20 protein-coding genes are annotated in these 23,625 nt (G+C 67.4%); 10 read left to right on the top strand and 10 right to left on the bottom strand.

Annotated features, from left to right (window positions below):
- The first annotated feature begins 36 nt into the window (after positions 1–36).
- From N2M23_RS04495 to N2M23_RS04510, 4 genes are all read left to right on the top strand, one after another.
- A complete protein-coding gene (locus tag N2M23_RS04495; RefSeq protein WP_265443602.1) occupies positions 37–1,380 on the top strand; it encodes a pyridoxal phosphate-dependent decarboxylase family protein in 1,344 nt (447 codons plus the stop codon).
- A 167-nt stretch (positions 1,381–1,547) separates the two neighbouring features.
- Positions 1,548–2,126 (top strand): ArsR/SmtB family transcription factor, encoded by a 579-nt coding sequence (locus tag N2M23_RS04500; protein WP_265443603.1) that lies wholly within the window; start codon positions 1,548–1,550, stop codon positions 2,124–2,126.
- Positions 2,116–3,375: an MFS transporter gene (locus N2M23_RS04505; RefSeq protein ID WP_265443605.1), complete on the top strand. Its 1,260-nt coding sequence runs from the start codon at positions 2,116–2,118 to the stop codon at positions 3,373–3,375. Before N2M23_RS04500 ends, N2M23_RS04505 begins: the two co-directional genes overlap by 11 nt.
- A 115-nt stretch (positions 3,376–3,490) precedes the next feature.
- Complete coding sequence (locus N2M23_RS04510; RefSeq protein ID WP_265443606.1) at positions 3,491–3,796, top strand: DUF3263 domain-containing protein; 306 nt, start codon at positions 3,491–3,493, stop codon at positions 3,794–3,796.
- Positions 3,797–3,869: 73 nt separating this feature from the next.
- Here the strand turns inward: N2M23_RS04510 and N2M23_RS04515 are convergent, their stop codons facing one another.
- From N2M23_RS04515 to N2M23_RS04530, 4 genes are read right to left on the bottom strand one after another with little or no spacing between them, the layout of a single operon-like run.
- Entirely contained in the window at positions 3,870–5,105 is a 1,236-nt protein-coding gene (locus N2M23_RS04515) for an acyl-CoA dehydrogenase family protein (RefSeq protein ID WP_265443608.1), read from the bottom strand.
- Between the two features lie 9 nt (positions 5,106–5,114).
- Positions 5,115–6,143, bottom strand: a complete 1,029-nt coding sequence (locus tag N2M23_RS04520; protein ID WP_265443610.1) for a phosphotransferase family protein — start codon at positions 6,141–6,143, stop codon at positions 5,115–5,117.
- Positions 6,140–6,889, bottom strand: a complete 750-nt coding sequence (locus N2M23_RS04525) for an SDR family oxidoreductase (protein ID WP_265443612.1) — start codon at positions 6,887–6,889, stop codon at positions 6,140–6,142. The genes N2M23_RS04520 and N2M23_RS04525 overlap by 4 nt, the downstream gene beginning before the upstream one ends.
- Positions 6,886–7,521 carry a TetR/AcrR family transcriptional regulator gene (locus N2M23_RS04530; RefSeq protein ID WP_265443613.1) on the bottom strand — a complete coding sequence of 212 codons (636 nt, stop codon included), beginning with the start codon at positions 7,519–7,521 and terminating at the stop codon, positions 6,886–6,888. Before N2M23_RS04530 ends, N2M23_RS04525 begins: the two co-directional genes overlap by 4 nt.
- 93 nt (positions 7,522–7,614) lie before the next feature.
- On the opposite strand from N2M23_RS04530, the gene N2M23_RS04535 reads away from it, so the two are divergent.
- From N2M23_RS04535 to N2M23_RS04560, 6 genes are read left to right on the top strand one after another with little or no spacing between them, the layout of a single operon-like run.
- Positions 7,615–9,216 carry a long-chain-fatty-acid--CoA ligase gene (locus N2M23_RS04535; protein WP_265443615.1) on the top strand — a complete coding sequence of 534 codons (1,602 nt, stop codon included), beginning with the start codon at positions 7,615–7,617 and terminating at the stop codon, positions 9,214–9,216.
- Entirely contained in the window at positions 9,213–9,977 is a 765-nt protein-coding gene (locus N2M23_RS04540; RefSeq protein WP_265443617.1) for an enoyl-CoA hydratase-related protein, read from the top strand. The genes N2M23_RS04535 and N2M23_RS04540 overlap by 4 nt, the downstream gene beginning before the upstream one ends.
- Complete coding sequence (locus N2M23_RS04545; protein ID WP_265443618.1) at positions 9,974–11,137, top strand: CaiB/BaiF CoA transferase family protein; 1,164 nt, start codon at positions 9,974–9,976, stop codon at positions 11,135–11,137. Before N2M23_RS04540 ends, N2M23_RS04545 begins: the two co-directional genes overlap by 4 nt.
- Positions 11,137–12,354, top strand: a complete 1,218-nt coding sequence (locus N2M23_RS04550; RefSeq protein ID WP_265443619.1) for an acetyl-CoA C-acetyltransferase — start codon at positions 11,137–11,139, stop codon at positions 12,352–12,354. Before N2M23_RS04545 ends, N2M23_RS04550 begins: the two co-directional genes overlap by 1 nt.
- Before the next feature lie 40 nt (positions 12,355–12,394).
- Positions 12,395–14,575: a 3-hydroxyacyl-CoA dehydrogenase NAD-binding domain-containing protein gene (locus N2M23_RS04555; RefSeq protein ID WP_341870578.1), complete on the top strand. Its 2,181-nt coding sequence runs from the start codon at positions 12,395–12,397 to the stop codon at positions 14,573–14,575.
- The gene (locus N2M23_RS04560) at positions 14,572–15,714 is read left to right on the top strand and encodes an acyl-CoA dehydrogenase family protein (protein ID WP_265443620.1); all 1,143 of its coding nucleotides are present in this window, start codon (positions 14,572–14,574) and stop codon (positions 15,712–15,714) included. The genes N2M23_RS04555 and N2M23_RS04560 overlap by 4 nt, the downstream gene beginning before the upstream one ends.
- 13 nt (positions 15,715–15,727) lie before the next feature.
- Here N2M23_RS04560 and N2M23_RS04565 read toward each other — a convergent pair whose 3' ends face one another.
- From N2M23_RS04565 to N2M23_RS20910, 6 genes are read right to left on the bottom strand one after another with little or no spacing between them, the layout of a single operon-like run.
- Positions 15,728–17,347 carry a peptide ABC transporter substrate-binding protein gene (locus N2M23_RS04565; RefSeq protein ID WP_265443622.1) on the bottom strand — a complete coding sequence of 540 codons (1,620 nt, stop codon included), beginning with the start codon at positions 17,345–17,347 and terminating at the stop codon, positions 15,728–15,730.
- 26 nt (positions 17,348–17,373) lie between these two features.
- The gene (locus N2M23_RS04570) at positions 17,374–18,387 is read right to left on the bottom strand and encodes an ABC transporter ATP-binding protein (RefSeq protein ID WP_265443624.1); all 1,014 of its coding nucleotides are present in this window, start codon (positions 18,385–18,387) and stop codon (positions 17,374–17,376) included.
- Complete coding sequence (locus N2M23_RS04575; protein ID WP_265443625.1) at positions 18,359–19,360, bottom strand: ABC transporter ATP-binding protein; 1,002 nt, start codon at positions 19,358–19,360, stop codon at positions 18,359–18,361. The genes N2M23_RS04570 and N2M23_RS04575 overlap by 29 nt, the downstream gene beginning before the upstream one ends.
- The gene (locus N2M23_RS04580; protein WP_265443627.1) at positions 19,357–20,277 is read right to left on the bottom strand and encodes an ABC transporter permease; all 921 of its coding nucleotides are present in this window, start codon (positions 20,275–20,277) and stop codon (positions 19,357–19,359) included. The genes N2M23_RS04575 and N2M23_RS04580 overlap by 4 nt, the downstream gene beginning before the upstream one ends.
- The gene (locus N2M23_RS04585; protein WP_265443629.1) at positions 20,270–21,196 is read right to left on the bottom strand and encodes an ABC transporter permease; all 927 of its coding nucleotides are present in this window, start codon (positions 21,194–21,196) and stop codon (positions 20,270–20,272) included. Before N2M23_RS04585 ends, N2M23_RS04580 begins: the two co-directional genes overlap by 8 nt.
- Positions 21,193–23,547, bottom strand: a complete 2,355-nt coding sequence (locus N2M23_RS20910) for an ROK family protein (protein ID WP_265443631.1) — start codon at positions 23,545–23,547, stop codon at positions 21,193–21,195. Before N2M23_RS20910 ends, N2M23_RS04585 begins: the two co-directional genes overlap by 4 nt.
- Between the last annotated feature and the right edge of the window lie 78 nt (positions 23,548–23,625).

Consider the following 23,625-nt stretch of genomic DNA (forward strand, 5'->3'; position numbering starts at 1 on the left):
CCTGCGGGGACGCTCACGGGTCCTACACTTCGCAGGGTGCACAGCTTTACCGAAGAGACCTCGCAACTCGGCGAGGCGATCCTGAAGTATGCCGCCGATCGACTCGCGCTCGATCCGGTGCCCCTTGATGCGCCGCGCACCGCGAGCGAGCTGGAATCCGTTGCCGGTGGTGCGATTTCGGCGCAGGGGATGGGTGGTCAGGCTGCGCTGCGGCTCTTCGAGGACGAGCTTGCGCTGGCCTGTTTGTCGACCGACCACCCGCGCTACCTCTCGTTCATTCCGTGCGCGCCCACCCGCGAGGCCGCGATGTTCGACCTGGTCGTCGGTGCGTCGTCGATCTACGGCGGGTCGTGGCTCGAGGGTGCCGGTGCGGTGTATGCCGAGAACCAGGCGCTCCGCTGGATCGCAAACCTTGCGGGGCTGCCCGAGTCCGCCGGCGGTGCGTTCGTGCAGGGCGGCACGATCGGCAACCTGTCAGCGCTGGTGGCCGCTCGCGCGAGTGCCCGAGCACGCAACAACACCAGGCCATTTCGGGTGGCGGCGACGGTGGGTTCGCACTCGTCCATCCAGTCGGCGTGCGAGGTCATGGACGCCGATCTCGTCCAGGTGCCGGTCGATGAGAACCTGCGACTGACCGGCGACAACCTGCGCAAGGCGATCCTCGAGCACGGGCCGGAGACCTTCTTCGCGGTCGTGGCCACCGCGGGCACCACCAACCTTGGCATCATCGACGACCTCCAGTCCGTCGCCGACGTGTGCGAGGAGTTCGGCATCTGGTTCCACGTCGACGGCGCGTATGGCGGGGCCGGCCTCGCCGCGCCGAGCGTCCGCGACAAGTACGCCGGGGTCGAACGAGCCGACTCGTTCATCGTCGACCCGCACAAGTGGCTCTTCGCGCCATTCGACTGCTGCGCCCTGCTCTACCGCGAGCCGGCGCTCGCCCGCGCCGCGCACACCCAGCACGCGTCATACCTCGACGTGCTGACCGAGGCACCTGACTGGAACCCGACCGACTACTCGATCGGGCTGACCCGCCGGGCGCGCGGCCTGCCGTTCTGGTTCTCGCTGGTGGCCAACGGCACCGACGCCTACACCGAGGCGATCGAGCACACCCTGTCGATCGCCCGGTTCGCCGCTGCGCAGATCGAGCAGCGGCCCTACCTTGAGCTGGTGCGCGAGCCCGACCTGTCGGTCGTCGTCTTCCGTCGCGCCGGCTGGAATCCGAAGGACTACCAGGCCTGGTCGGACAAGCTGCTGGAGGAGCAGTCGGCGTTCGTCGTACCCACGTCGCACAACGGCGAGACGCTCGCCCGCTTCGCGGTGGTCAACCCCAACACCAGCACCGAGGACATCGCGGCGATCCTCGACTCGATGGAGTAGTCCGGGCTCGTCCACAAACGGTGGACTTGTCACGTCAACGGTGGACTTGTCACGTGTTCCTTCACGTGACAAGTCCACCTGTGACGTGACAAGTGCTCCCTTGCCGCCGCCCGTATGACGTGAGAGGCTCCTCTCAAGAGAGTTCTCTCACGTTAACGGAGTCCCGCATGGCCAATCCGTATGGCGACGTCGAGCTCGATGCCAAGGGCATGCGCGCACTGGCCCACCCGGTGCGGTTGGCGATCCTGGCCAAACTCAACGCCGACGGACCGAGCACTGCGACTGCGCTCGCGCCCGACGTCGGCGCGACGCCGTCAGTGACCAGTTGGCACCTGCGGCACCTCGCCGAGCACGGCCTCGTCCGCGACAGCGACCACCCCGGCAGCGGCCGGGAGCGCTGGTGGGAAGCAACCTCGCGGGGCTACCGGATGGTCGTCACCGACGACGAGTCAGCGACCGCGCAGACCGCGCTGCTCGCCGCGACCGAGCGCACCGAAGGCGACCTCGTCGGGCGCTGGCGGGAGGACGACGAGCCCCGATTGCCTTTGGTATGGCGCAAACTCGCCGGTCGCGCCAACACCACGATCCTGCTCAGCGCCGACGAACTCGCCGAGCTTGAAGCCGCCTGGGAGCAGTTGCTGGCGCCATACGTCCGGCGCAAGAGCGGCGACGGCACGATCCCGGGTGACGCGCGTCCGGTGCGCATGCTGCTCTGGACGATGCCGTCGGCAAGCGATGACGACTGACACCTCCGCGCCGCCCTTGCTCTGGCGCGATCACCGGTTCGTCACCTTCTGGGCCGGCGAATCGGTGTCGATGGTCGGCAGCCAGATCTCCGGCCTGGCGCTGCCGCTGCTCGCGGTGACCACGATGCGCGCCAGTGCCTTCGAGGTCGGGCTGCTCACGGCGGCGGCCTGGGCGCCATACCTCGTGGCGATCGTGGTCGGGGTCTGGGTCGACGGCCGGCGCAGCAAGCGTGCGGTGATGATCGCCTCGGCGGTCGCGCAGGCGGCGGTCTTGTGCGTCATACCGGTCGCGCACGCGCTGGGTGCACTGAGCCTTCCGTTGCTGCTCGCGGTCGCCCTTCTTGCCGGTTTCGCGGCAGTCGTCCAGTCGACCGCGTGGCCGCCATTCTTCGTGTCATTGGTCCGCAAAGAGCAATATTTGCAGGCTAATTCGATGCTCAGCACGTCGCGCTCGACGGCCTCGCTCGTGGGTCCGCCACTTACGGGTGGCCTCGTGCAGGTGCTCGGCGCACCCATCGCACTGCTGGCCGACGCAGGGTCCTTCCTCGTCTCGGCGATCACGCTCTCCAGGGTCCGCGTCCAGGAGGCGAAGCCCGACCGCTCCGACGGCGCGATCGGCTCGCGCGTGCTTGCCGGCCTGCGGTGCATCCGGCGCAACGACTATCTGCGTGCCAACTTGTTGTGCTCCACGACGCTCAACTTCGGCAACTTCGTCGTGCTCGCCCTCGTGGTGCTCTTCGCGAGCCGGACGTTACTGCTCGATCCCGGCGAGATCGGCCTCGCGATGGGCATCGGTGCCCTGGGTGCGTTGCTCGGTGCGGTCGTCGCGACGCGGTGCTCGGCCGCGCTGGGCATCGGCCGGACCATCGCATGCGGTGCCGTGCTCGGCTCACTGCCCTGTATGGCGCTGCCGCTCGCTCCGCGTGGCGGCGTCGGCGCGATCGCGGTCCTCGCCGGGGTGGAGTTCCTCTGCGCGTTCGGGATCATGCTCTACGACGTCAACAACAATGCGGTGTCGGCCGTGGTCACCCCGGACGGGCTGCGCTCGCGGGTGTCCGGCGCGTTCTCGACGATCAATTACGGCGTCCGTCCGCTCGCGGCACTCATCGGTGGGGCGGCCGGCGCCAGCCTCGGAGTCGCGCCGACGGTGATGGCCGGTGGCCTGGTCGGGGCGCTTGGAGCATTGTGGTTGCGCGGGACACCGCTGCTCGCGGTGCGTGGGCTGTCGGACATCGCCGCTTCGCGCTGATCACTCCAGTCACATCCGCCACGACATGCCGATGCAGATGCTTGCCGGAATGACACGCGTGTGATTCGGGCCTATCATCGTGCCCGGACATCGATCACGACGAAGGGACTTCCGCATGGCTGCCGCCGACCAGCAGGTGATGCCGACCGGTGACGCCGAGCTGAGCGAGCGCGATGTCGCGATCCTGTCCTTCGAGCGCAACTGGTGGAAGCTCCAGGGTGCCAAGGAGCAGGCGATCCGCGAGACCTTCGACATGAGTTCCACCCGTTACTACCAGGTGCTCAACGCGATCATCGACACCCCGGCAGCACTCCGCCACGACCCGATGCTGGTCAAGCGATTGCAGCGGCTGCGGGCCGGCCGGATGCGGCAGCGCACCGCGCGCCGGCTCGGCTTCGAGCTCGACCGCGACCGCGACTGACCGGCCGCACCGAACTTATCGAGGGGGACCACCAGCAGGTGGTCCCCCTCGTCGCGTTCGCATCAGTCGCGGGTCAGTTGCCGCGCCCGTCGCGCTCGGCCGCCTGCCGCCGCAACTCGCGCCGCGCGAGCGAGGCCTTGTGCACCTCGTCCGGGCCGTCGGCGAAACGGAGCGTCCGGATCCCGGCATACGCCCGTGCCAGCGGGAAGTCCTGCGACAGACCGCCCGCACCGTGCGTCTGGATCGCCTTGTCGAGGATCCACTGCACGGTTTCCGGGGTCGCGATCTTGATCGCCTGGATCTCGGTGTGCGCACCCTTGTTGCCGACGGTGTCCATCAGCCAGGCGGTCTTGAGCACCAGCAACCGCAGCTGCTCGAGCTTGACCCGCGACTCGGCTATCCAGTTGCGGATCACCCCCTGCTCGCTGAGCGGCCGGCCGAACGCGGTGCGGCCGTCCGCGCGCTCGCACATCAGCTCGATTGCCTTCTCCGCCAAGCCGATCGAGCGCATGCAGTGATGGATGCGGCCCGGCCCGAGACGGGCCTGCGCGATCGCGAAGCCCGAACCCTCGTCGCCGATCAGGTTGCTCGCCGGCACCCGCACGTCGGTGAACTCCAACTCGGCGTGACCACCGTGGTCGGCGTCGTTGTAGCCGTAGACGGTCATCCCGCGCTTGATCGTCAGGCCCGGGGTGTCGCGTGGCACCAGGATCTGCGACTGTTGCCGGTGCCGCTCGGCGGACGGGTCGGACTTGCCCATCACGATGAAGATCTTGGCGTTCGGGTCCATCGCGCCGGTGATCCACCACTTGCGACCATTGATCACATATTCGTCACCGTCGCGCTCGATCCGGGTCGCAATGTTGGTCGCGTCCGACGACGCGACATCGGGCTCGGTCATCGCGAACGACGAGCGAATCTGCCCAGCCAGCAACGGTTTCAGCCACTGTTCCTGTTGCTCCGGCGTGCCGAACTCGTTGAGCACCTCCATGTTGCCGGTGTCCGGCGCCGCGCAGTTCATCGTGGCCGACGCCAGCGACGACCGGCCGAGGATCTCGGCGAGCGGCGCATACTGCACGTTGGTCAGGCCGGCGCCCTTGTCGCCGGGCAGGAAGAGGTTCCACAGGCCCTGCGACTTGGCCTTGTCCTTGAGCTCCTCCAGCACCGGAACGGTGCTCCACGCCCAGGGGTCGGGCTGTGCGGCGAGTTGCTCCTCGAATACCGGCTCGGCCGGCGTGACCTCGTCGTCGAGGAACGCGCGCACCCGGCCACGCAGCTCTTCGGTCTTCTCGTCATACGCGAAATCCATTGGCAATCCTCAATCCTTGACGGAATAGTCCTGTATGACGGCGAGCCCCGCCGCGATCAGCGGCTCGGTCGACTCACCAACCTGCTCGAAGCCGGCCCCGACGGTCTGACCTTGCTGGTAACGGAAGTAGATGCCCTCGAGGATGGCGGCCAGCTTGTAGTAGGCAAGCGCCTCGTGGAACGCCAGGTGACTGACGTCGCGGCCTGACTTCTCGCCATACCGCCGCACGATGTCCGCGCGACTCGGGTGCCCATCTGCCTGGGACACCGTCGAGACCGCATGCGGCGCGATCTCGGCGAGCGACTGATAGACCAGCATCAGTGCCACATCGGCAAGCGGATCGCCGAGAGTCGCCATTTCCCAGTCGAGTACGGCGGTCACCTTGTCGTTCTCATCGACGAGGGTGTTGTCCATGCGGTAGTCACCATGCACGATCGTCGCGTCGCTGTGCGCGGGGATCGATGCCGCGAGGCGTTCGTGCAGCTCCTGCTCGCCGGCGAGCTCGCGGCTGCGGGAGCCGTCCATCTGCTTGCGCCAGCGACGCACCTGACGCTCGAGATATCCCTCGGGGCGGCCGAAGTCGCCGAGCCCGACTGCCGCCGGGTCGACCGCATGCAGCGCGACGAGGGTGTCCGTGACGTCGTCGGCGATCGCTCGAACCCGTTGCGAACCCAGGGGATTGAGCTCCTCGGCCGTTCGGTAGGGCGTGCCCTGCACGCGTTCCATCACGTAGAACGGCGCGCCGATCACGTCGGTGTCGGTCGATTCGGCATACATCGTCGGCACCGGGACGGGAGTGTCGGCAAGGGCCGCCATCACCCGGTGCTCCCGGCCCATGTCGTGCGCAGTCGCCAGCACGTGTCCAAGTGGAGGGCGACGGACGACGGCTTCCCTCGTGCCGTCGGTGACGATGTAGGTGAGGTTGGACTTGCCGCCGGCGATCACCTCACCGGTCAGGGGACCGTCGAAGAGCGTCGGTGCCTCGTCGGCCAGAAACCGTTGCAGTCGCTCGAGATCCAGCCCCGGAAGCTCACTCATCCCGCGCCACCGTTCAGGAGGACACCGCCGTCGATGGTCAGCGTCTGACCGGTCATCCAGCCGGCGTCGTCCGACAGCAGGAAGGCCACCACGCTGCCGATGTCATCGGGCACCCCCAGCCTCTGCAACGGGTATGACGCAGACACCTCATCCTCGCGGCCGTCGTAGAGCGCCTTGGCGAAGTCGGTCTTGACCACGGCCGGGGCGACCGCGTTCACCCGCACCTTCGGGCCGAGCTCGAAGGCGAGTTCCTCGGTGAGATGGATCAACGCAGCCTTGCTGACGCCATACATCGCAATGCCCGGCGCCGGACGCTGACCGGCGACCGAGGCGATGTTGACGATCGCGCCGCCATGCTCGCGCTGCCAGGCTGCCTGGATCTTCTGCACCCAGGAGAGCGCGGCAATCACGTTGACCTCCATAATCTTTCGGGCAGCACCGGTGTCGATGTCCATCAACGGCCCGTACGCCGGGTTGATCCCGGTGTTGTTCACCATGAAGTCGAGACTGCCGAAGGAGTCCAGCGCGGTCGCGATCACCTCGTCCTGGTGGTCCAGATCGTCCGCCTTTCCCGCCACGTAACGGGCACGCTCGCCCAGCGTGCGGGTGGCTTCGGCGAGAGCCTCTTCCTTGCGCGCGGTGATGACGACGTTCGCGCCCTCCTCCACGAGCCGCTGTGCGACGGCGAAGCCGATGCCGCGGCTCGCGCCGGTGACGATCGCGGTCTTTCCGGACAGACCTTTCATGCCTTCTTTGCTCCTTCGGTGAGGCGGGTGTCGCCGGCCTCCACCATCGCCAGTGCGAGGTGCACGTGACGGTCGGCGATGACCTGCGGTGTCTCGGTGCCGGCCGGGTCGTACCAGCCGGCGATGCCCTGACACATCGACAATATGGCGCGGGTGGCGTCGCTGGCCCACGGAACGCCGAAGCTCCCGTCGTTGATGCCGGCCTGGATGCAGTCCCGCAGCAGTTGGTCGACCCGGTCCCGTTGCGCGACGTAGCGCGCCCGGTTTTCCGTTGTGAGAGAGCGCATTTCGGAGTTGAGGAACGCCAGGTCGCGGCACTGCACCATGTAGTGCACGATCGCCTCGACGATCGCGCTCAGCCGATTTCGGGGGTCGGCGCCGGCCTCTGCAGCTGCCGCTTCACTGTGGCTGGTGATCAGCTCCATCGCCCGGTCGAGCAACGCGACGAGCAGCGCCTGCTTGTTCTCATGGTGGTAGTAGAGAGCGGGCACGGTCACCCCGACGCGACCCGCGATTGAGCGCACGGACGTGCCGTCATACCCGTGCTCGGCAAACTCGGTCAACGACGCGGCGAGGATCGGGGTGAGCTCGGCGGCGGGGTAGACCCGCCAGTCGGCGGTCTTCGTGGTCATCGCGCTCCTTTCTGCCCGGAACTCTAGCCAGCTTAGCGATCGCTATGTAAGTATGGCGCTGCACAGGTGTAGTGCTCCCCGGAGGAAATGCCGATGACCGTCGTTCCCGATGTGCCGCCGCTGGACGCGGAGACTCGCGCTGTGCGCCGTACGACGTGGCCCAACCTGGTGGCCCGGCACGCCTTCCAGCAGCCGGAGAAGGCGGCGTTCCGCTGGCAGGGCGACACGATCACCTGGCGCGAATTCCAGGAGCGCGCAAGCAAATTCGCCAATGCGCTGTATGCCGGCGGCGTCCGCAAGGGTGACCGCGTCGCACTCCTCACCTTCAACCGCCCCGAGTTCCTGGACGCGGTCGTCGGAGCCCAGCAGCTCGGCGCGATCGCCGTCCCGTTCAACTTCCGCCTCACCCCGCCCGAGCTCGCGGTGCTGCTCGGCGACGCCGAGCCTGCGGTCGTGGTCGTCGATGCGGCGCTGCTGCCGAGCCTGCAGGCGGCGCTCGCCGACGCCGACATCGCGCCGCGGGTCGTGGTGACTGCCGCGAGCGAAGCTCCCGCCGCGGGCGTCGCCTGGGAGGCCTTCGTCGGCGCCGACCATCCGGAGCACCCGGTGGTCGACGTCGCCGAGGACGACCCGGCGTTGATCATGTTCACCTCGGGCACCACCGGCCGCCCGAAAGGTGCCGTACTCAGCCACCTCAACCTGCACGGCAACGGCGTGACCTGCCTGCGCGCCTGGCAGAGCAGCGACGACGACATCACCTTGCTCGGCACGCCGCTCTTCCACATCGGCGGCCTCGGCGTCTTCAGCGGCACGGTGCTCGCCGGGGCCACGGTGGTGCTCCAGCCGACTGCGGCGTTCGACGCCGGCGAGACGCTCGACCTGATGCGCGACGAGCACGTCACCGGCACGTTCCTGGTGCCGGCGCAGTGGCAGGCGATGGTCGCCGAGCAGTCGCGGTCACCGCGCGACCTGCAGTTGCGGGTGCTCAGCTGGGGAGCGGCACCGGCTACCGAACAACTCCTGCGCGGTATGACGCAGGCCTTCCCCGGCGGGGCCAACGTCGCCGTCTTCGGCCAGACCGAGATGAGCCCGGTGACCTGCATGCTGGGCGAGCGGGACGCGATCCGCAAGCTTGGCTCCGTCGGCAAGCCGATCTCGACCCTGGCGACCAGGGTCGTCGATCCGCTCGGGCAGGACGTCGCACCCGGCGAGGTGGGCGAGATCCTCTACCGCGGCCCTACCCAGATGCTCGGCTACTGGCGTCAACCCGAAGCAACTGCAGCGGCATTCGAGGGTGGCTGGTTCCATTCGGGTGACCTGGTCCGAGTCGACGACGAGGGATTCGTCTACGTCGTCGACCGGGTGAAGGACATGGTCATCACCGGTGGTGAGAACGTCTACTGCGTCGAGGTCGAGAATGCCCTCGCCGACCACCCGGACATCGCCGAGGTGTCCGTCGTCGGCCGCCCGCACGACAAGTGGGGCGAGACCGTCGTGGCGGTCGCCGCCCTGCGACCTGGCGCCTCACTGACCATCGAGCAACTGCGTGACTTCGCCGACGGCAGGCTCGCGCGCTACAAGCAGCCGACCGAGCTGCACCTGCTCGACGCCTTGCCGCGCAACGCCTCGGGCAAGGTTGTGAAAGCCACACTGCGACAGCAGGTCGCGGCCGACGAGGGGACAGTGCAGCAATGAGTGAGACCGCACACGCCGCGGTCAGCGCCGACGGTCAGGTGCTGACCGTGCGCTTCACCAACCCGGACCGGCTCAATCCGGTCGACACCGAGGTCAAGGACGCCGTGCTTGCCGGCCTTGACCGGGTCGAGGCCGACGATCAGCTGCGCGTGCTGGTCCTCACCGGCACCGGCCGCGCCTTCTCCAGTGGCGCCGACCTGACCGGTGCGGACCAGCTCAGCGCCAACCCGGCAGCAGCGATGGAGGCCACCTCCGAGGTCATTCGGCGCATCACCGCATCGCCGAAACCTGTTGTGGCAGCTTTGAACGGGCTCGCAGCAGGGGTTGCCGCGGGTTATGCCCTCGCCGCCGATATCGCGCTCGCGGTGGACGATGCCTACCTGCTCCTGCCGTTCACCGGCATCGGACTGATGCCGGACGGTGGCACCACGCTGACCTTCGCAGCGTCGATGGGCCGCTCACGCGCCATGCGAGCGGCGCTGCTCGGCGAACGCATCTCCGCGCGCGATGCGGTCGCCACCGGCCTGATCAGCGAGGTCTGCACAGCCGACCAGCTGGACGATCGGATCGCGCAGATCTGCACGGCTCTCGTGCATCGCCCGGCCGGGGCCCTCGCGGCCACCAAGCGGGCGATCAATCAGGCGACCATCGGTGGCCTGGACGCCGCGTTGGACCTGGAGCGCGACGGACAGGTAGCCCGCCTCGCCGACCCCGAATTCGTCGCATTGGCAGCGGCTTTCGTCAAGGGCGGCAAGAAGTGACCGGGCCGCTCACCGGGGTCCGGGTCGTCGAGCTGTCGGCGATCGGGCCGGCACCGTTCGCCGGCATGCTGCTGGCTGACCTCGGCGCGGAGGTGATCCGCGTCGGCCGCCTTGCCGGCGACGACGAGGAGGCCATGCGGCCGACGCATGGTGTGCTCAACCGCGGCCGCCGCTGGATGCAGCTGGACCTGAAGCAGCCTGAGGCGCAGGAAGCCGTCCGCAAGCTCGCCGCGACCGCCGACGTGCTCACCGAGGGCTTCCGCCCGGGCGTCGCCGAACGACTCGGGCTCGGCCCCGAGGCCCTGCTCGCGATCAACCCGCGGCTGGTCTACGGACGGATGACCGGCTGGGGGCAGACCGGCCCGCGCGCAGCAACGGCGGGCCACGACCTCGGCTATATCGCACTGTCCGGAGCGCTTGCCCCGTGCGTTGCTGCCGACGGCACACCGACTCAACCGCTCAACATGCTCGGCGACTTCGGGGGCGGCGGGATGCTGCTCGCGGTGGGCGTGCTGAGCGCCCTGTGGTCGGCTGCACGCACCGGCGAAGGGCAGGTGGTCGACGCGGCCATCGTCGACGGCGCGGCACTGCTCACCGGCATGCACCAGGCGATGCTGGCGTCGGGGCTGTGGGCCGCTGCACCCGGCGGCAACGTCTTCGACGGCGGTGCTCCGTTCTATGGCTCCTACCGCACAGCCGACGGAAGGTGGCTGTCGGTCGCGGCGATGGAGCCGAAGTTCTACGGCCAGCTCCTGCAGGGGCTCGAGCTCGACCTCGACCCTGCCGCGCAGCTCGACCAATCCTCTTGGCCGGCAACCCGATCCGTGTTCGCATCCCGCATTGCCGAGAAGACCCGCGACGAATGGATCGCGGCGTTCGACGGCCTCGACGCCTGCGTCGCTCCCGTGCTGGAGCCGGCCGAAGTCACGGGCGATCCACACCTCGCCGACCGTGAGGTGTATGTCGAACGCGACGGGCTGCGGCATCCCGCACCCGCTCCGCGGTTCAGCCACACCCCTACCACGCTGCCGGCTGACGGCGGCGCCGACGAGACCGCCACCATCCTGCACGACCTTGGCTATACCGACGATCAACTGACAGCACTGGCCGACGCCGGAGCGATCAAGCCGGCCGACGCCGGACCGAAAGGAAACTCCTGATGCCTGTGGAAGCGTATGTGTACGAAGCGATCCGCACCCCCCGGGGCCGGGGCAAGGCGAGCGGTTCGCTGCACGAGGTGAAACCGGTCAAGATGGTAACCGGTCTGATCGACGAGGTGCGGCAGCGGCATACCGGACTCGACCCGGCCGCCATCGACGACGTCATCCTCGGTGTCGTGAGCCCGCTCGGCGACCAGGGTTCGGTCATCGCCAAGACGGCCGCGCTCGCGGCGGGCCTGCCGCCGAGGACCGCCGGCGTGCAGCTCAATCGCTTCTGCGCCAGCGGCCTGGAAGCAGTCAACACTGCCGCCGAGAAGGTCCGATCGGGTTGGCACGACTTGATTCTCGCCGGTGGCGTGGAGTCGATGTCGCGCGTGCCGATGGGCTCTGATGGGGGCGCCTGGGCCTTCGACCCCGAGACCGCGCACGCGACCGGCTTCGTGCCGCAGGGGATCGGTGCCGACCTGATCGCCACCATCGAGGGCTGGAGCCGCGAGGACGTCGACACCTACGCGGCCGAGAGCCAGAGCCGCGCCGGCAAGGCGCAGGCCGACGGCCGCTTCGACCGCGCGGTGGTGCCGGTGCGCGACAACAACGGCGTCACGGTGCTCGAACGCGACGAGTTCCTGCGGCCGGACACCACGGTCGAGAGCCTTGCGGCCCTGAAGCCGTCGTTCGCGACGATCGGTGACCAGGCCGGCTTCGACGCCGTCGCGCTGGAGAAGTATCACTGGGTGCCGCGCATCGATCACGTGCACCACGCGGGCAATTCCAGCGGCATCGTCGACGGCGCGGCATTGCTGCTCATCGGCTCCGAGGAGTCCGGCACGGCACAGGGGCTCACCCCACGCGGACGGATCGTCGCCACTGCGGTGTCCGGCGCGGACCCGACGATCATGCTCACCGGCCCCGCGCCGGCCGCGCGCAAGGCGCTCGCCCGGGCCGGGATGACCGTCGACCAGATCGATCTGTTCGAGGTCAACGAGGCCTTCGCGGCGGTGCCGATGCGCTTCATGCGTGACCTCGACGTCGACCACGAGATCGTCAACGTCAACGGCGGCGCGATCGCGCTCGGCCACCCGCTCGGTGCCACCGGCGCGATGATCCTGGGCACCCTGCTCGACGAATTGGAGCGCCAGGACAAGCGATTCGGCCTCGCGACGCTCTGCGTCGGCGGCGGCATGGGCATCGCCACCATCGTCGAGTCGCTCCACTGATTCGCGGCACCTGACCAACCAGCTTTCGAGAGGAACCACCGTGGCCGACGTGCTGCAGACCGAGACCATCACCCTTCGCAAGGACGACGACAACGTCGTCACCCTCGTCCTCGACGACCCCAACGGCTCGGCGAACGTCATGAACGACGCCTTCCGCCGCTCGCTGCGTGAGGCCACCGACTGGCTGGTGGAGCACAAGGACGAGATCGTCGGCGTGCTGCTCACCAGCGCGAAGAAGACCTTCTTCGCCGGCGGCGACCTGACCCGCCTGCGCGAGGTGACCCCGGAGACCTCCGGCGAGTTCTTCAGTGGCGCCGAGGCGATGAAGAGCGACCTGCGGCGCATCGAAACGCTCGGTGTGCCGGTCGTGGCCGTCCTCGCCGGCTCCGCTCTCGGCGGAGGCCTGGAGATCGCCCTCGCCGCGCACCGCCGCATCGCCACCGAGGGCGCCGGCGTGTTCGGATTCCCCGAAGTCACGCTGGGGCTGCTGCCTGGTGGTGGCGGTGTCACCCGCACCGTGCGCATGCTCGGCCTGGCGGATGCCCTCACCAAGGTGCTCGGCGAAGGCAAGCAGCTTCGTCCCGCGCAGGCACGCGAGGTCGGCATCATCGACGACGTCGTCGCCGACCAGGATGCCGCCATCCAGGCTGCGCGCACGTGGATCGCGGAGCACCCCGACGCCGTGCAGCCTTGGGACGTCAAGGGATTCAAGATCCCGGGTGGCACGCCCGCCGGGGGCCCGATCAAGGAGTTCATCCCCGCGTTCACGGCGTCGCTGACCAAGCAGCTCAAGGGCGCGCCCTACGAGGCGCCCTATGCGATCCTCGCCGCCGCCGTCGAGGGCTCGCAGGTCGACTTCGACACTGCCAGCCGCATCGAGAGCCGCTACCTGACCCAGCTGGCGGCAGGGCAGATCAGCAAGAACATGATCCAGGCGTTCTTCTTCGACCTGCAGGCGATCAAGAAGGGCGGCTCCCGTCCTTCGGGGCCGGCACCCCGGCAGGCGCGCAAGGTCGGCGTGCTGGGCGCCGGGATGATGGGTGCCGGCATCGCCTACTCGCTGGCCAAGGCCGGGGTGGACGTCGTCCTGAAGGACGTCGACGACGCCACTGCCGACAAGGGCAAGGACTACTCGAAAGGCTTGCTGGACAAGGCGATTGCCCGAGGTCGCAGCACGCAGGAGAAGGCCGACGCGCTACTCGCCCGCATCACGCCGACCGGTGACCCCACGGCGCTCAGCGGCTGCGACACGGTGATCGAGGCGGTCTTCGAGGACCCGACTCTGAAGCAGAAGGTCTTCGGCGAGGTCGTCGATCACGTTGCGCCGGACGCGTTGCTCGCGACCAACACCTCCACGCTGCCGATCACCGAGCTCGCCAAGGGGGTGCAGCGCCCGGCCGACTTCATCGGGCTGCACTTCTTCTCGCCGGTCGACAAGATGCAGCTGGTCGAGATCATCGTCGGTGCCGAGACCAGCGACGAGACACTTGCCGCGGCATACGACCTGGTGCTGCAGATCGGCAAAACGCCCATCGTCGTGCAGGATTCGCGCGGCTTCTTTACCTCGCGCGTCATCGGCACCTTCACCAACGAGGGCCTGGCGATGTTGGCTGAGGGCGTCAACCCGACTTCACTCGAGCGCGCCGCAACGCAGGCCGGTTACCCGGTCGGCACCCTGCAGATCAGCGATGAGCTCAATCTCGAGCTCATGCAGCGCATCCGCAAGGCCACCGAGGACGCACTGCGGGCCGAGGGGCAGCAGGTGCCGGAGAGCCCAGCAGGCACGGTCATCGACACGATGATCGAGCAGGGCCGGCCGGGTCGTAAGGCTGGGAAAGGCTTCTACGACTACGACCAGAACGGCAAGCGCGGCGACCTCTGGCCCGACCTGGCCAAGCTGTTTCCCGTTGCCGAGCAACAGATCCCGCTGGACGACATCAAGGAGCGGTTCCTCTTCGTCGAGGCGCTCGAGTCGGTGCGCTGCCTCGAAGAAGGGGTGCTGACCAGCATCCGGGACGCCAACATCGGCTCGATCTTCGGCATCGGCTACCCGGCGTGGACCGGCGGTGTCCTGCAGTTCATCAACGGGTATGACGGGGGCCTCGCTGGATTCGAGCGTCGCGCGAACGAGCTGCAGGAGGCTTATGGCGATCGGTTCGCGGTCCCGAAGTTGCTGCAGGACAAGGCGGCCCGCGGGGAGCGCTTCGAGGACGGCAAATGAAGCGCAGCCTCTTCGACGAGGATCACGAGGCGTTCCGCGCATCGGCGCGCACCTTCCTGGAGCGGGAGGCGCTGCCACACGTCGAGAAGTGGCGGACCGACGGCATCGTCTCCCGTGAGGTGTGGGAGGCCGCCGGTCGAGCCGGCATGCTCGGGATGGCGGTGCCGGAGGAATACGGCGGCGGAGGGGCGAGCGACTTCCGCTTCAACGTCGCGTTCTCCGAGGAGCAGGTGAAGCTCGGCGTCGACGGTCTCGGCATCGCGCTCGAGAACGACATCATCCTGCCCTACCTGCTGCAGCTTGCGAGCGATGAGCAGAAGAAGCGGTGGCTTCCCGGCGTCTGCCGCGGTGAGCAGATCCTGGCGATCGCGATGACCGAGCCGGGCGCCGGCAGTGACCTGCAGGGCATCGCGACGACCGCGCAGGACCAAGGCGACCACTACCTGCTCAATGGTCAGAAGACGTTCATTTCCAACGGGATCCTGTCCGACCTGGTCATCGTCGTCTGCAAGACCGACCCCGATGCCGGACACAAGGGCATCAGCCTCCTGGTGGTCGAGCGCGGGATGGACGGTTTCGAGCGCGGTCGCAACCTGGACAAGCTCGGCATGCACGCGCAGGACACCGCCGAGCTGTTCTTCGACAACGTCAAGGTGCCGAAGGAGAACCTGCTCGGTCCCGAAGGCAGCGGGTTCGTCTCGCTCATGCAGAACCTCCCCCAGGAGCGGCTGTCGATCGCGGTCATCGCGGCGGCGGCGATCGAGCGGATCCTGCAGTTGTCGCTCGACTACGCGACTGAACGTCAGGCGTTCGGCAGACCGATCGGCAAGTTCCAACACAACCGGTTCGTGCTCGCCGAGATGGCCACCGAGGCCCAGGTCGCCCGGATCTTCGTCGACGACTGCGTCCGGCGCCACGTCGCCAGTGAGCTCAGCGTCGCCGATGCGGCCGGAGCGAAGTTCTGGACCACCGAGTTGCAGAAGAAGATCGCCGACACCGGGCTGCAGCTGCACGGCGGCTACGGCTACATGGCCGAGTATCCGATCGCGCAGGCCTATGCCGACGCCCGCATCCAGACGATCTACGGCGGGACGACCGAGATCATGAAGGAGATCGTCGGCCGGTCGCTGGGGTTGTGAGGCTCACCAAACGTCAACTGCGGCAGGTGAACTCGGTGCGCACGATGATCATGTCGCCACCGCTCGCGCCGGGTCTGGCACAGGGCCGGTGCCCGATGTACTCCCGCTGGTAGAACAGCGGCTGCATCACCTGGTCGGCGAGGATCTGGTCCTCGGCGGTGTTCCACGCCCGGTCCGACTCCGCGCGGGACGGCGCGGCTACCGCGCGTTTGACTGCGGTCGCAACCGTCGGATTCTGGTACTTCAGACCGTAGTTCGCATCCACTTGGATGGATGCGATCCATTCGGACGACCCCGGGAAAGACGAGCCCCACAACTGGATCGACGGTCCGGTGAGCGCGTGGTCAGAAACCATCTCGGTCAGCTGATTGCCGGGTGTCGGCTTCGGTTCGATGGTAAGCCCGACCCGCTTTGCTGCATTGGTGATTGCAGTCACCGTCGAGGCGTCCGTCGTCGCGTTCGCCGCGGAGTCGGAGGCGTAATAGACCGGGATCGTGCCGCGGAACTGAGCCTTGTCGAGCAGACGTTTCGCCTCTGCCGGGTTGTAGTCGCAGGTCTGCCCGCACGGATCCGGACGGTAGGACGTCACCGAGTTGGGCACCAGGGACCGAGCGGCGGCACTGGAACCGAGGAATAGGTACTTGGCGATTCCCTCACGGTCGATCAGCATCGAGAACGCCTTACGGACTTCCGCCGGATACGACTTGTCGAGGTAGGTCGGCCAGGTGACGTACTGCTCCAACACATTCGCTGGCATCACCGTCACCCCCTTCGGTCCCAGTGTCCGTTTCGCCTGGGACACCAGCGCGGGTGGAAGGTTGCGCATGATGTCGACGTTGCCGGCGGCCACGTCGTTGTACGCCGTGTTGGCGTCGTTGTAGACCCGGAACTCGATCGCGGACGGTGGGCTCGGCTGCCGCCAACCGCGGTAGCGCGGATTGTCGACCACCACCGCGCCCTTACGCGCGTCGAAGGAGCTGAACTTGTAGGGCCCGTTGCCGATCGGGTGCTTGTCGTAAGCGGCCGGGTCCTCGAACGCCGACTTGGGCATCGGGCAGAACGCCAATCCGCTGAGCATGAAAGGCAGTTCGTTGTTCGGGGCAGCCATTGTCACCGTGAAGGTGTACTTGTCGACGACCTTCAGACCGGACAGCTTGTCGGTCTTCGGCTTGCTGTCCGGGTTCTCGGGGTTGAGCGCGTCGTACCCCTGGAGGGGCTCGAATGCGTAGTTGGACACAAGCCCGTTCGGCCCGTACGCCGTGAAGTTCCACGAGTCGACCCAGGTCTGGGCGGTGATCGGCTCACCGTTGTCGAAGGTGCGATTCGGCTGCAGCACGACCTTCCAGGTCTTGTTGTCCGTCGTGGTGACCGACTTGGCGGCCGCCATCCGCACGCCGTTGGTGGCGTCCAGCCGGGTGAGCCCCTCGCACATCGTCATCGCGATCTGCGATCCAGGATCCTGGGGGCCGGTGAGGTGCTTGATCGTCCCCATGGTGACCGCGGTCAGCGTGCGTGAGGTGTCGCCGGCGCCGAGCGCTGCCTTCTGCCCGTTGAGTCCGCACGCAGAGAGCGTGACGGCACAGGTTGCGGCGGCGAGAGCTGCGGCGGTGCGGCGAGGCCGAATGAGAACCATGGGGGCGTCCTACGGTCGAGTGTGGGTCAGGCGCTCTGCGGGATGCTGGTCGAAGACTTGGCGATCTCGTCAGCGAAATGGCAGGCGGCAGAATGCTGTTCGGTGGCTCCGGCTACGGGGAGAAGAGCTGGAGACTGTGTGGAACACTCCGCCCGGGCGGCGAAACACCGGGTGTGAAAAACACACCCGGTGGGAAGTTCCACCGGTGAGGGCGGATCGCCCTGAAGCATGATGCGTTCCCGGTCCGATCCGGCGCGACGCGGTGTCGCCGACAACAGTGCCCAGGTGTAGGGATGCGCGGAAGTCCCGTAGACCTCCTCGCACGGGCCTGACTCGACCACCTTGCCCAGGTACATCGTGACGATCCGGTCGGCCATGTGCTGCACGACGTCGAGGTCGTGCGCGATGAAGACGATCGCCAGATCGAGTTCTCGCTTGAGGTCGTTGAGCAGATTCAGCACTTGGGCCTGGATCGAGATGTCGAGTGCCGACACCGGTTCGTCGCAGACGAGCAGCTGCGGCTCGACGGCCAGCGCTCGAGCAATGCCGATGCGCTGCAGCTGGCCGCCGGACAGTTCGTGCGGGTAACGGTGTAGGTAACCGGCGTTCAGCCCGACCTGCGACAGCAGTTCGGTCACTCGGTCCTCGACCTGGTTGCGCGGCACCAAGCCGTGGGTCAGGATGCCCTCGGCAACCGAATCACGAATGCTACGACGTGGATTCAACGACGCGTGCGGGTCCTGGAAGACCAGCTGAATGCTGCGGTGGAAATGGTGTCTTTGCGCCCGGTTCAGCCCGGAGACGTCGTCTCCGCGCCAGCTCACCGTGCCGGACGTCGGCTGCTCAAGGCCAACCAATAGTCGAGCAAGGGTCGACTTCCCGCAGCCGGACTCGCCGACGATGCCGACGGTCTCCCCGGGCCGGACGACCAGGTCGACACCGTTGACGGCGTGCACCTCGCCCGAGTGTCGTCGCAGCGGGGTGCTGCGCACCCGGTAGTTGCGATGCACATCAGACAGTTGCAGCAGCGGGCTGGCCATCGAGCGCCTCCTCGGCATGGTGGCACCACGTCGTGTGGGTGGTGGTGAAGTCGGTCCTGGCCGGGAGCCGGTCACGACATACGTCCGTGGCCAGCGCGCAGCGTGGATGGAAGGCGCATCCGCCGGGCAGGTCGTCCAGGGACGGCGGAGCGCCCTGGATCGTCGGCAGGTCGCGGCCGCGATGCTCCGGCCCGGGCACGGAGCCGAGCAGCCCGGAGGTGTAGGGATGAGCGGGCTCGTCGAGGATCTCGCCGATCGTGCCGCGTTCGGCCAGTCTGCCCGCATACATCACCACGGCGTTGTCTGCGGACTGCGCGGCGACCCCGATGTCGTGGGTGATCAACAGCAACGCCAGGTTGCGCTCGGCACGGAGATCATCGAGCAATTCGAGGATCTGCGCCTGCACAGTGACATCGAGCGCTGTCGTCGGTTCGTCGGCGATCAGCAGATCCGGGTTGCGGGTGATGGCCATGGCGATCATCGCGCGTTGGCGCATGCCTCCGGAGAACTGAAAGGGGTAGTCCTTCGCCCGTCGCGCGGCATCGGGGATGCGGACCGCGTCGAGGGACGCGACCGCGCGGGACCACGCCTCACGCTTGGAGATTCGTTCGTGGATGCGGTGCACTTCCGCGATCTGGTTGCCGATCGGCGTGACTGGATTGAGAGCCGTCAGTGCGTCCTGGAAGATCATCGCGATCGCATCCCCACGCAAACGGCGCAGCTCCCGATCGGCGAGACCAACCAGCTCGCGGCCGTCGAAGCGGACGGACCCCGACACGACCTCAGCGCCCGGAGGCAAGAGGCCCATCACTGCCTTGGCAGTGAGGCTCTTGCCCGACCCTGACTCGCCGAGTACGACGGTGGTGCTCCCTCGCTCGATGTCCAGGCTGAGGTCTGAGATTGCGTCGAGCTGAGCTCCGTCCTTCTGGAAGCGGATATGAAGGTCGCGAATCTGTAGCAGTGGCAAGGTCATCGACTCCTGACATCGAGCACGTCACGCAAGGTTTCGCCGATGACGACGAAGGCAAGAGTGCACAGTCCGAGCATCAGGGCGGGGAACAGCATCAGGTGTGGCGCGAGCTGCCAGTTGCCGTCACGGCTGGCTTGGGCAATTTGCAGGCCCCATGAGTAGGCGGGCAACTTGAGTCCGACACCGAGGATCGCGAAACCGGCCTCTGCGGTCATCCCAGCTCCGACGCCGAGGGTCGTCATCACGATGAGCGGCATGATCGCGTTGGGCAGCACGTGCCGACGCAGAATGGTGAGACTGGAGACTCCTAGAACCCTTGCCGCTTGGACGTATTCGTTGTTCTTCACCTGAAGCACGCTGCCGCGCATGTAGCGCATGGTGCCGGCCCAGCCGAAAAGTACGAGCACGAACACGATCGTCCAGATGGTGCGCTCCCGGAATTGGTAGAGCACGACGAGGCTCGCGACCATGACCGGCATGCCGAGCAGGACGTCGGCCAATCGGGAGACCACGCTGTCGACGATGCCGCCGAAGTAGCCGGCCAATGATCCGGTGATCAGCGCGACGATGAAGATGAACAGTGCGGTGAGCACTCCCACCTCCATGGAGGTCCGGGCGCCGTGCACGACGTTGCTGAAGTAGTCGCACCCCTGCATGTCGTAACCCATCGGGTGTCCTGCCGACACGCCCTTGCGCGAGTTACTCAGCGTGCAGTCCTGTGGATCGGTCGAGGTGAAAAGCGCTGGAACCAAAGCCATCAGGCAGGTAGTGATGATGATGACGGCGGCGACGAGGAAGGTTGGCCGACGCCACGCAGCACGCAGCGCGCGAAGGGTCGGGTTGCCACGCTTCGTCGGAGCGACCCTGCGAGTGGCTGCCGTCCGATCGGTGGCGATCGCGCTCTGAGTCTGATCAAGCATGGCGCACCCTCGGGTCGATGACGGGGTAGAGGAGGTCGATCAACAATGCCGAGACGAGATAGAACAGCAACAGGAAGACCGAGATGCCTACGACGACAGGACCTTCCTGGCTTTGAATCGCCTGCGCGAGCGAGCCGCCGAGACCTGGCAGATTGAAGATGTACTCCACGAGCACCGACCCGCCGAGCAGGCTGGCCATCGACAACCCCAGATAGGTGACGATGGGCACGAAGGCGTTGCGCAACGCGTGCCGCCAGAGCACCCGGGACGGGCTGGCGCCCTTGGCGCGCGCGGTCTGCACATAGTCCGAGCGAAGGACTTCGTGCAGGCTGTTTCGGGTGAGTCTGGCCAGGGGAGAAGCGGTTTCGAGCGCCAACACCAACGCTGGCAGGACGAACGCGACCGGGTAGCCATGCCGGACGCCGGAGATCGGCAGGAGGTGGAGCCTGATGCCGAGCACATACTGCACCAGATAGGCGACCAGGAAGCCGGGCACTGCGAGGAACAGGATCGTGAAGGCGAGGTTGGCGTGGTCGGCCGTCCTGCCCGGGCGCAGTCCGGCCCACGCTCCGAGCAACAACCCGATGACCAGCTTCAACGCAAACGCGGTCAGCGCCAGGGCGACGGTGTAGGGCAGGGCAGTGCCGATCGTGGAAATCACCGAGTTGCCGTTGAAGTCGGTGCCGAAGTCGCCATGTAGGACGTTCCCGAGGTACTTCACGTACTGCACGACGAACGGGTCGTTCAGGTTGTACTGGTTGCGGATCGCCTCCGCGGTGGCGGGCGACACCCGCTTGGTGCCGGCCAGCGCGAGCACCGGGTCGCCGGGGATCAGGAAGACCAACAGGTAGACCAGGAAGGTCGAGCCGATCAAGGTTGGGATCATGAAGCCGACCCGGCGCAGTGCATAGCGGGTCATCGGCGGTCGTTCCCGTCGTCTCGCTGGTTGTTCGCGAAGTAGTCGAGCACCGACTCCGCGACCTGAGGCACCCGGATTGGCTTGCTGCCGTTCCGGATTGACTCCGCTCCGGCGACGCCGGCGGCGACCGCATCACGTGCTGATACCGGTGAGGTGTCGGTCGCTGTGCCGGCCCGGACGAACTGCACGAACTCGCCGATGGTGAGGCGATCGGCGTCGCCGTGTCCGTGCGCGTCGCCGACGATCGGGTACTGCACGTGTCCCTTCTCCAGGAATCCGGACCGCGCGTTCCAGACTCGCACTTCGCCGCCCTCTCCGTCGCCGAAGTTCTCCAGGCGTCCCTCAGTGCCGATCACGGTGTAGTTGCGCCAGTAGTCGGGGGAGAAATGGCACTGCTGATAGCTGATCAGCGCCCCCGAGTCGAGCCGGCCCATGATCATCGAGATGTCCTCGACGTCGACGACCGGGTTGAGTTCGGTCTGACTGAGCGGCGGCCAGTTGTCGGTCGAGAACCAGTCGCGCATCCGTCGGTCACTGTTGTCGCGGCGGTCGCTGACCTGTCCGTAGATCGCGAGGTCACCGATGCCGGTGACCTCCCGCGTCGCGGACCCAGCCAACCAGTGCATGACGTCGAGGTCGTGAGCACCCTTCTGCAGCAACAGACTTCCGGCGCGTGCCCGCTCGGCATGCCAGTCCTTGAAGTAGAAGTCGCCGCCGGTGCCGACGAAGTGCCGGCACCAGATCGCCTTGACCTCGCCGATCTCTCCGCGGTCGATGATCTGCTTCATCAGCCGGACGACGTGCATGTGCCGCATGTTGTGGCCGACATACAGCTTGGTCCCGGTCGCGCGAGCCGTCTCCAGCACCCGGTCGCAGTCGGCCGTGGTGATCGCGAGCGGTTTCTCCAGGTAGACCGGCACGCCGGCCTGCAGCAGTTGCACGGCGATGTCGGCGTGCGTGTCGTCGGGGCTCGCCACGATGGCGCCGTCCAACGACGGGAAGCGCTCCAGCAGGGTGTCGACGTCAGGCAGCAGCGGCACGTCCTCCCCGAACAGCTCGCGGGCTGCCTGCGCGGTCGAGGGGTCGGGGTCGACCGCGGCGACGATGCTGCCACCCACCGCGGTCACGTGGCGGGCGAGTCCGGCGCGCGCGCCGACGCCGATGATCGCCGCGTCGAAGGGAGTCAGGGCAGCCGACTCGGTGGCAGCGCGTACAGCTTCGAGCGTGGGTATGGCGGGGGCTGTCATGTGTGGGGTTCCGTAGATCGCTTCCGGCTGGTGGGTGAATGCGTGATGCAGGGCCCCGAGTGCGACGGCATGGTCGCCGAGCGCACTCGGTACGACGTCGATGGAGAACGAGTCGAGGGAAATCGCGTCGCGGATGGCCCGGGTCAGGCGGGGCGCGATCAGGTCATGAAAGACGCCGAGCTCGCCGCCCAGCACGATCCGGTCCGGGTCCGTGGCCAGGCTGAGCGCCGCGATGGACGGTGCCATTGCCGTGGTCAGCCGCTCGAGAGTGACGTTGCCCTCCGGGTCGTCGGCGTCCGAACGCAGTCGTTGCAGCGACCCGATCACCTCGGGCAGTGCCGAGCGCAGCGTGCCCGACGGGGTGTCGGCGTCTGCGAACGCGGCCAGTAGCCCGACTTCGCCAGCTCCCGAGCGCCGGCCACGCAGCACCTTGCCGTCGACGACGGTGCGTGCCGAGACGTGAAACCAGGTCGAGGCGTAGATGCCGATCGGTGAGTCGGCCAGCGCGGGTCCCTGCGCCTCGGCCGTCGCGGCGAGGGTGAGGTCGTTGTCGACGGTGGCGGGGACGCCGAGCGCTTCGCTGAACAACTCACCCAGGTTGCGGCCCTGCCAGGCCTTCACCTCGGGCGCAGTCTCCAGCACACCGTCCACGCTGACCAGACCTGCGACGCCGATGCCCACGGCGCGCAGATCGCCCTTCTGCAGACCCGCAAGCAGGAGGGTTTCCTCGAGCAGCGCAGCGAGCGGCGACAGCTCCTGACGGTCCTGGGTCGGGGTCGGTGTACCGCCCGGCGACACGGCCCGCAGCTCGCCCGCGAGGTCGGCGACCACGATGCGGACCTCGGCACCGGTCAAATCGATGCCGGCGACGACACCGGCATCGGCGCGGAAGCGGCTCACCCGTGCGGGGCGACCGCCGTTCGAGCGGGCTTCCTGCTCCTGGCGCACCAGATCCGCCTCGACGAGCCTGGCGAGAGACGACTCGACGGTCGGCCGGGACAGGCCGGTGCGGTCGGCCAACTCGCTGACCGTCGCCGCGCGAGTGTCCCGGATCGCTGCCAGCACCCGATCGCGGGTGTCGGCCGGTTGTGCGGGGTTCGGCACCGAGTTCGCCCTTCAAGAGAATGTTTCGTATGACTTACGAAATCAATTGGAAAAGGATCGTGACCCAGCTCACAGTCG

Origin of the sequence: Flexivirga meconopsidis (genome assembly GCF_026162425.1) — a bacterium.
Classification (GTDB): domain Bacteria; phylum Actinomycetota; class Actinomycetes; order Actinomycetales; family Dermatophilaceae; genus Flexivirga; species Flexivirga meconopsidis.

What these genes read in the sequence shown, in the direction of transcription:
- N2M23_RS04500 (WP_265443603.1), top strand. Translation starts at nt 1,548, where the DNA reads ATGGCCAATCCGTATGGCGACGTCGAGCTCGATGCCAAGGGCATGCGC.
- N2M23_RS04505 (WP_265443605.1), top strand. Translation starts at nt 2,116, where the DNA reads ATGACGACTGACACCTCCGCGCCGCCCTTGCTCTGGCGCGATCACCGG.
- N2M23_RS04510 (WP_265443606.1), top strand. Translation starts at nt 3,491, where the DNA reads ATGGCTGCCGCCGACCAGCAGGTGATGCCGACCGGTGACGCCGAGCTG.
- N2M23_RS04515 (WP_265443608.1), bottom strand. Translation starts at nt 5,105, where the DNA reads ATGGATTTCGCGTATGACGAGAAGACCGAAGAGCTGCGTGGCCGGGTG.
- N2M23_RS04520 (WP_265443610.1), bottom strand. Translation starts at nt 6,143, where the DNA reads ATGAGTGAGCTTCCGGGGCTGGATCTCGAGCGACTGCAACGGTTTCTG.
- N2M23_RS04525 (WP_265443612.1), bottom strand. Translation starts at nt 6,889, where the DNA reads ATGAAAGGTCTGTCCGGAAAGACCGCGATCGTCACCGGCGCGAGCCGC.
- N2M23_RS04530 (WP_265443613.1), bottom strand. Translation starts at nt 7,521, where the DNA reads ATGACCACGAAGACCGCCGACTGGCGGGTCTACCCCGCCGCCGAGCTC.
- N2M23_RS04535 (WP_265443615.1), top strand. Translation starts at nt 7,615, where the DNA reads ATGACCGTCGTTCCCGATGTGCCGCCGCTGGACGCGGAGACTCGCGCT.
- N2M23_RS04540 (WP_265443617.1), top strand. Translation starts at nt 9,213, where the DNA reads ATGAGTGAGACCGCACACGCCGCGGTCAGCGCCGACGGTCAGGTGCTG.
- N2M23_RS04550 (WP_265443619.1), top strand. Translation starts at nt 11,137, where the DNA reads ATGCCTGTGGAAGCGTATGTGTACGAAGCGATCCGCACCCCCCGGGGC.
- N2M23_RS04560 (WP_265443620.1), top strand. Translation starts at nt 14,572, where the DNA reads ATGAAGCGCAGCCTCTTCGACGAGGATCACGAGGCGTTCCGCGCATCG.
- N2M23_RS04565 (WP_265443622.1), bottom strand. Translation starts at nt 17,347, where the DNA reads ATGGTTCTCATTCGGCCTCGCCGCACCGCCGCAGCTCTCGCCGCCGCA.
- N2M23_RS04570 (WP_265443624.1), bottom strand. Translation starts at nt 18,387, where the DNA reads ATGGCCAGCCCGCTGCTGCAACTGTCTGATGTGCATCGCAACTACCGG.
- N2M23_RS04575 (WP_265443625.1), bottom strand. Translation starts at nt 19,360, where the DNA reads ATGACCTTGCCACTGCTACAGATTCGCGACCTTCATATCCGCTTCCAG.
- N2M23_RS04580 (WP_265443627.1), bottom strand. Translation starts at nt 20,277, where the DNA reads ATGCTTGATCAGACTCAGAGCGCGATCGCCACCGATCGGACGGCAGCC.
- N2M23_RS04585 (WP_265443629.1), bottom strand. Translation starts at nt 21,196, where the DNA reads ATGACCCGCTATGCACTGCGCCGGGTCGGCTTCATGATCCCAACCTTG.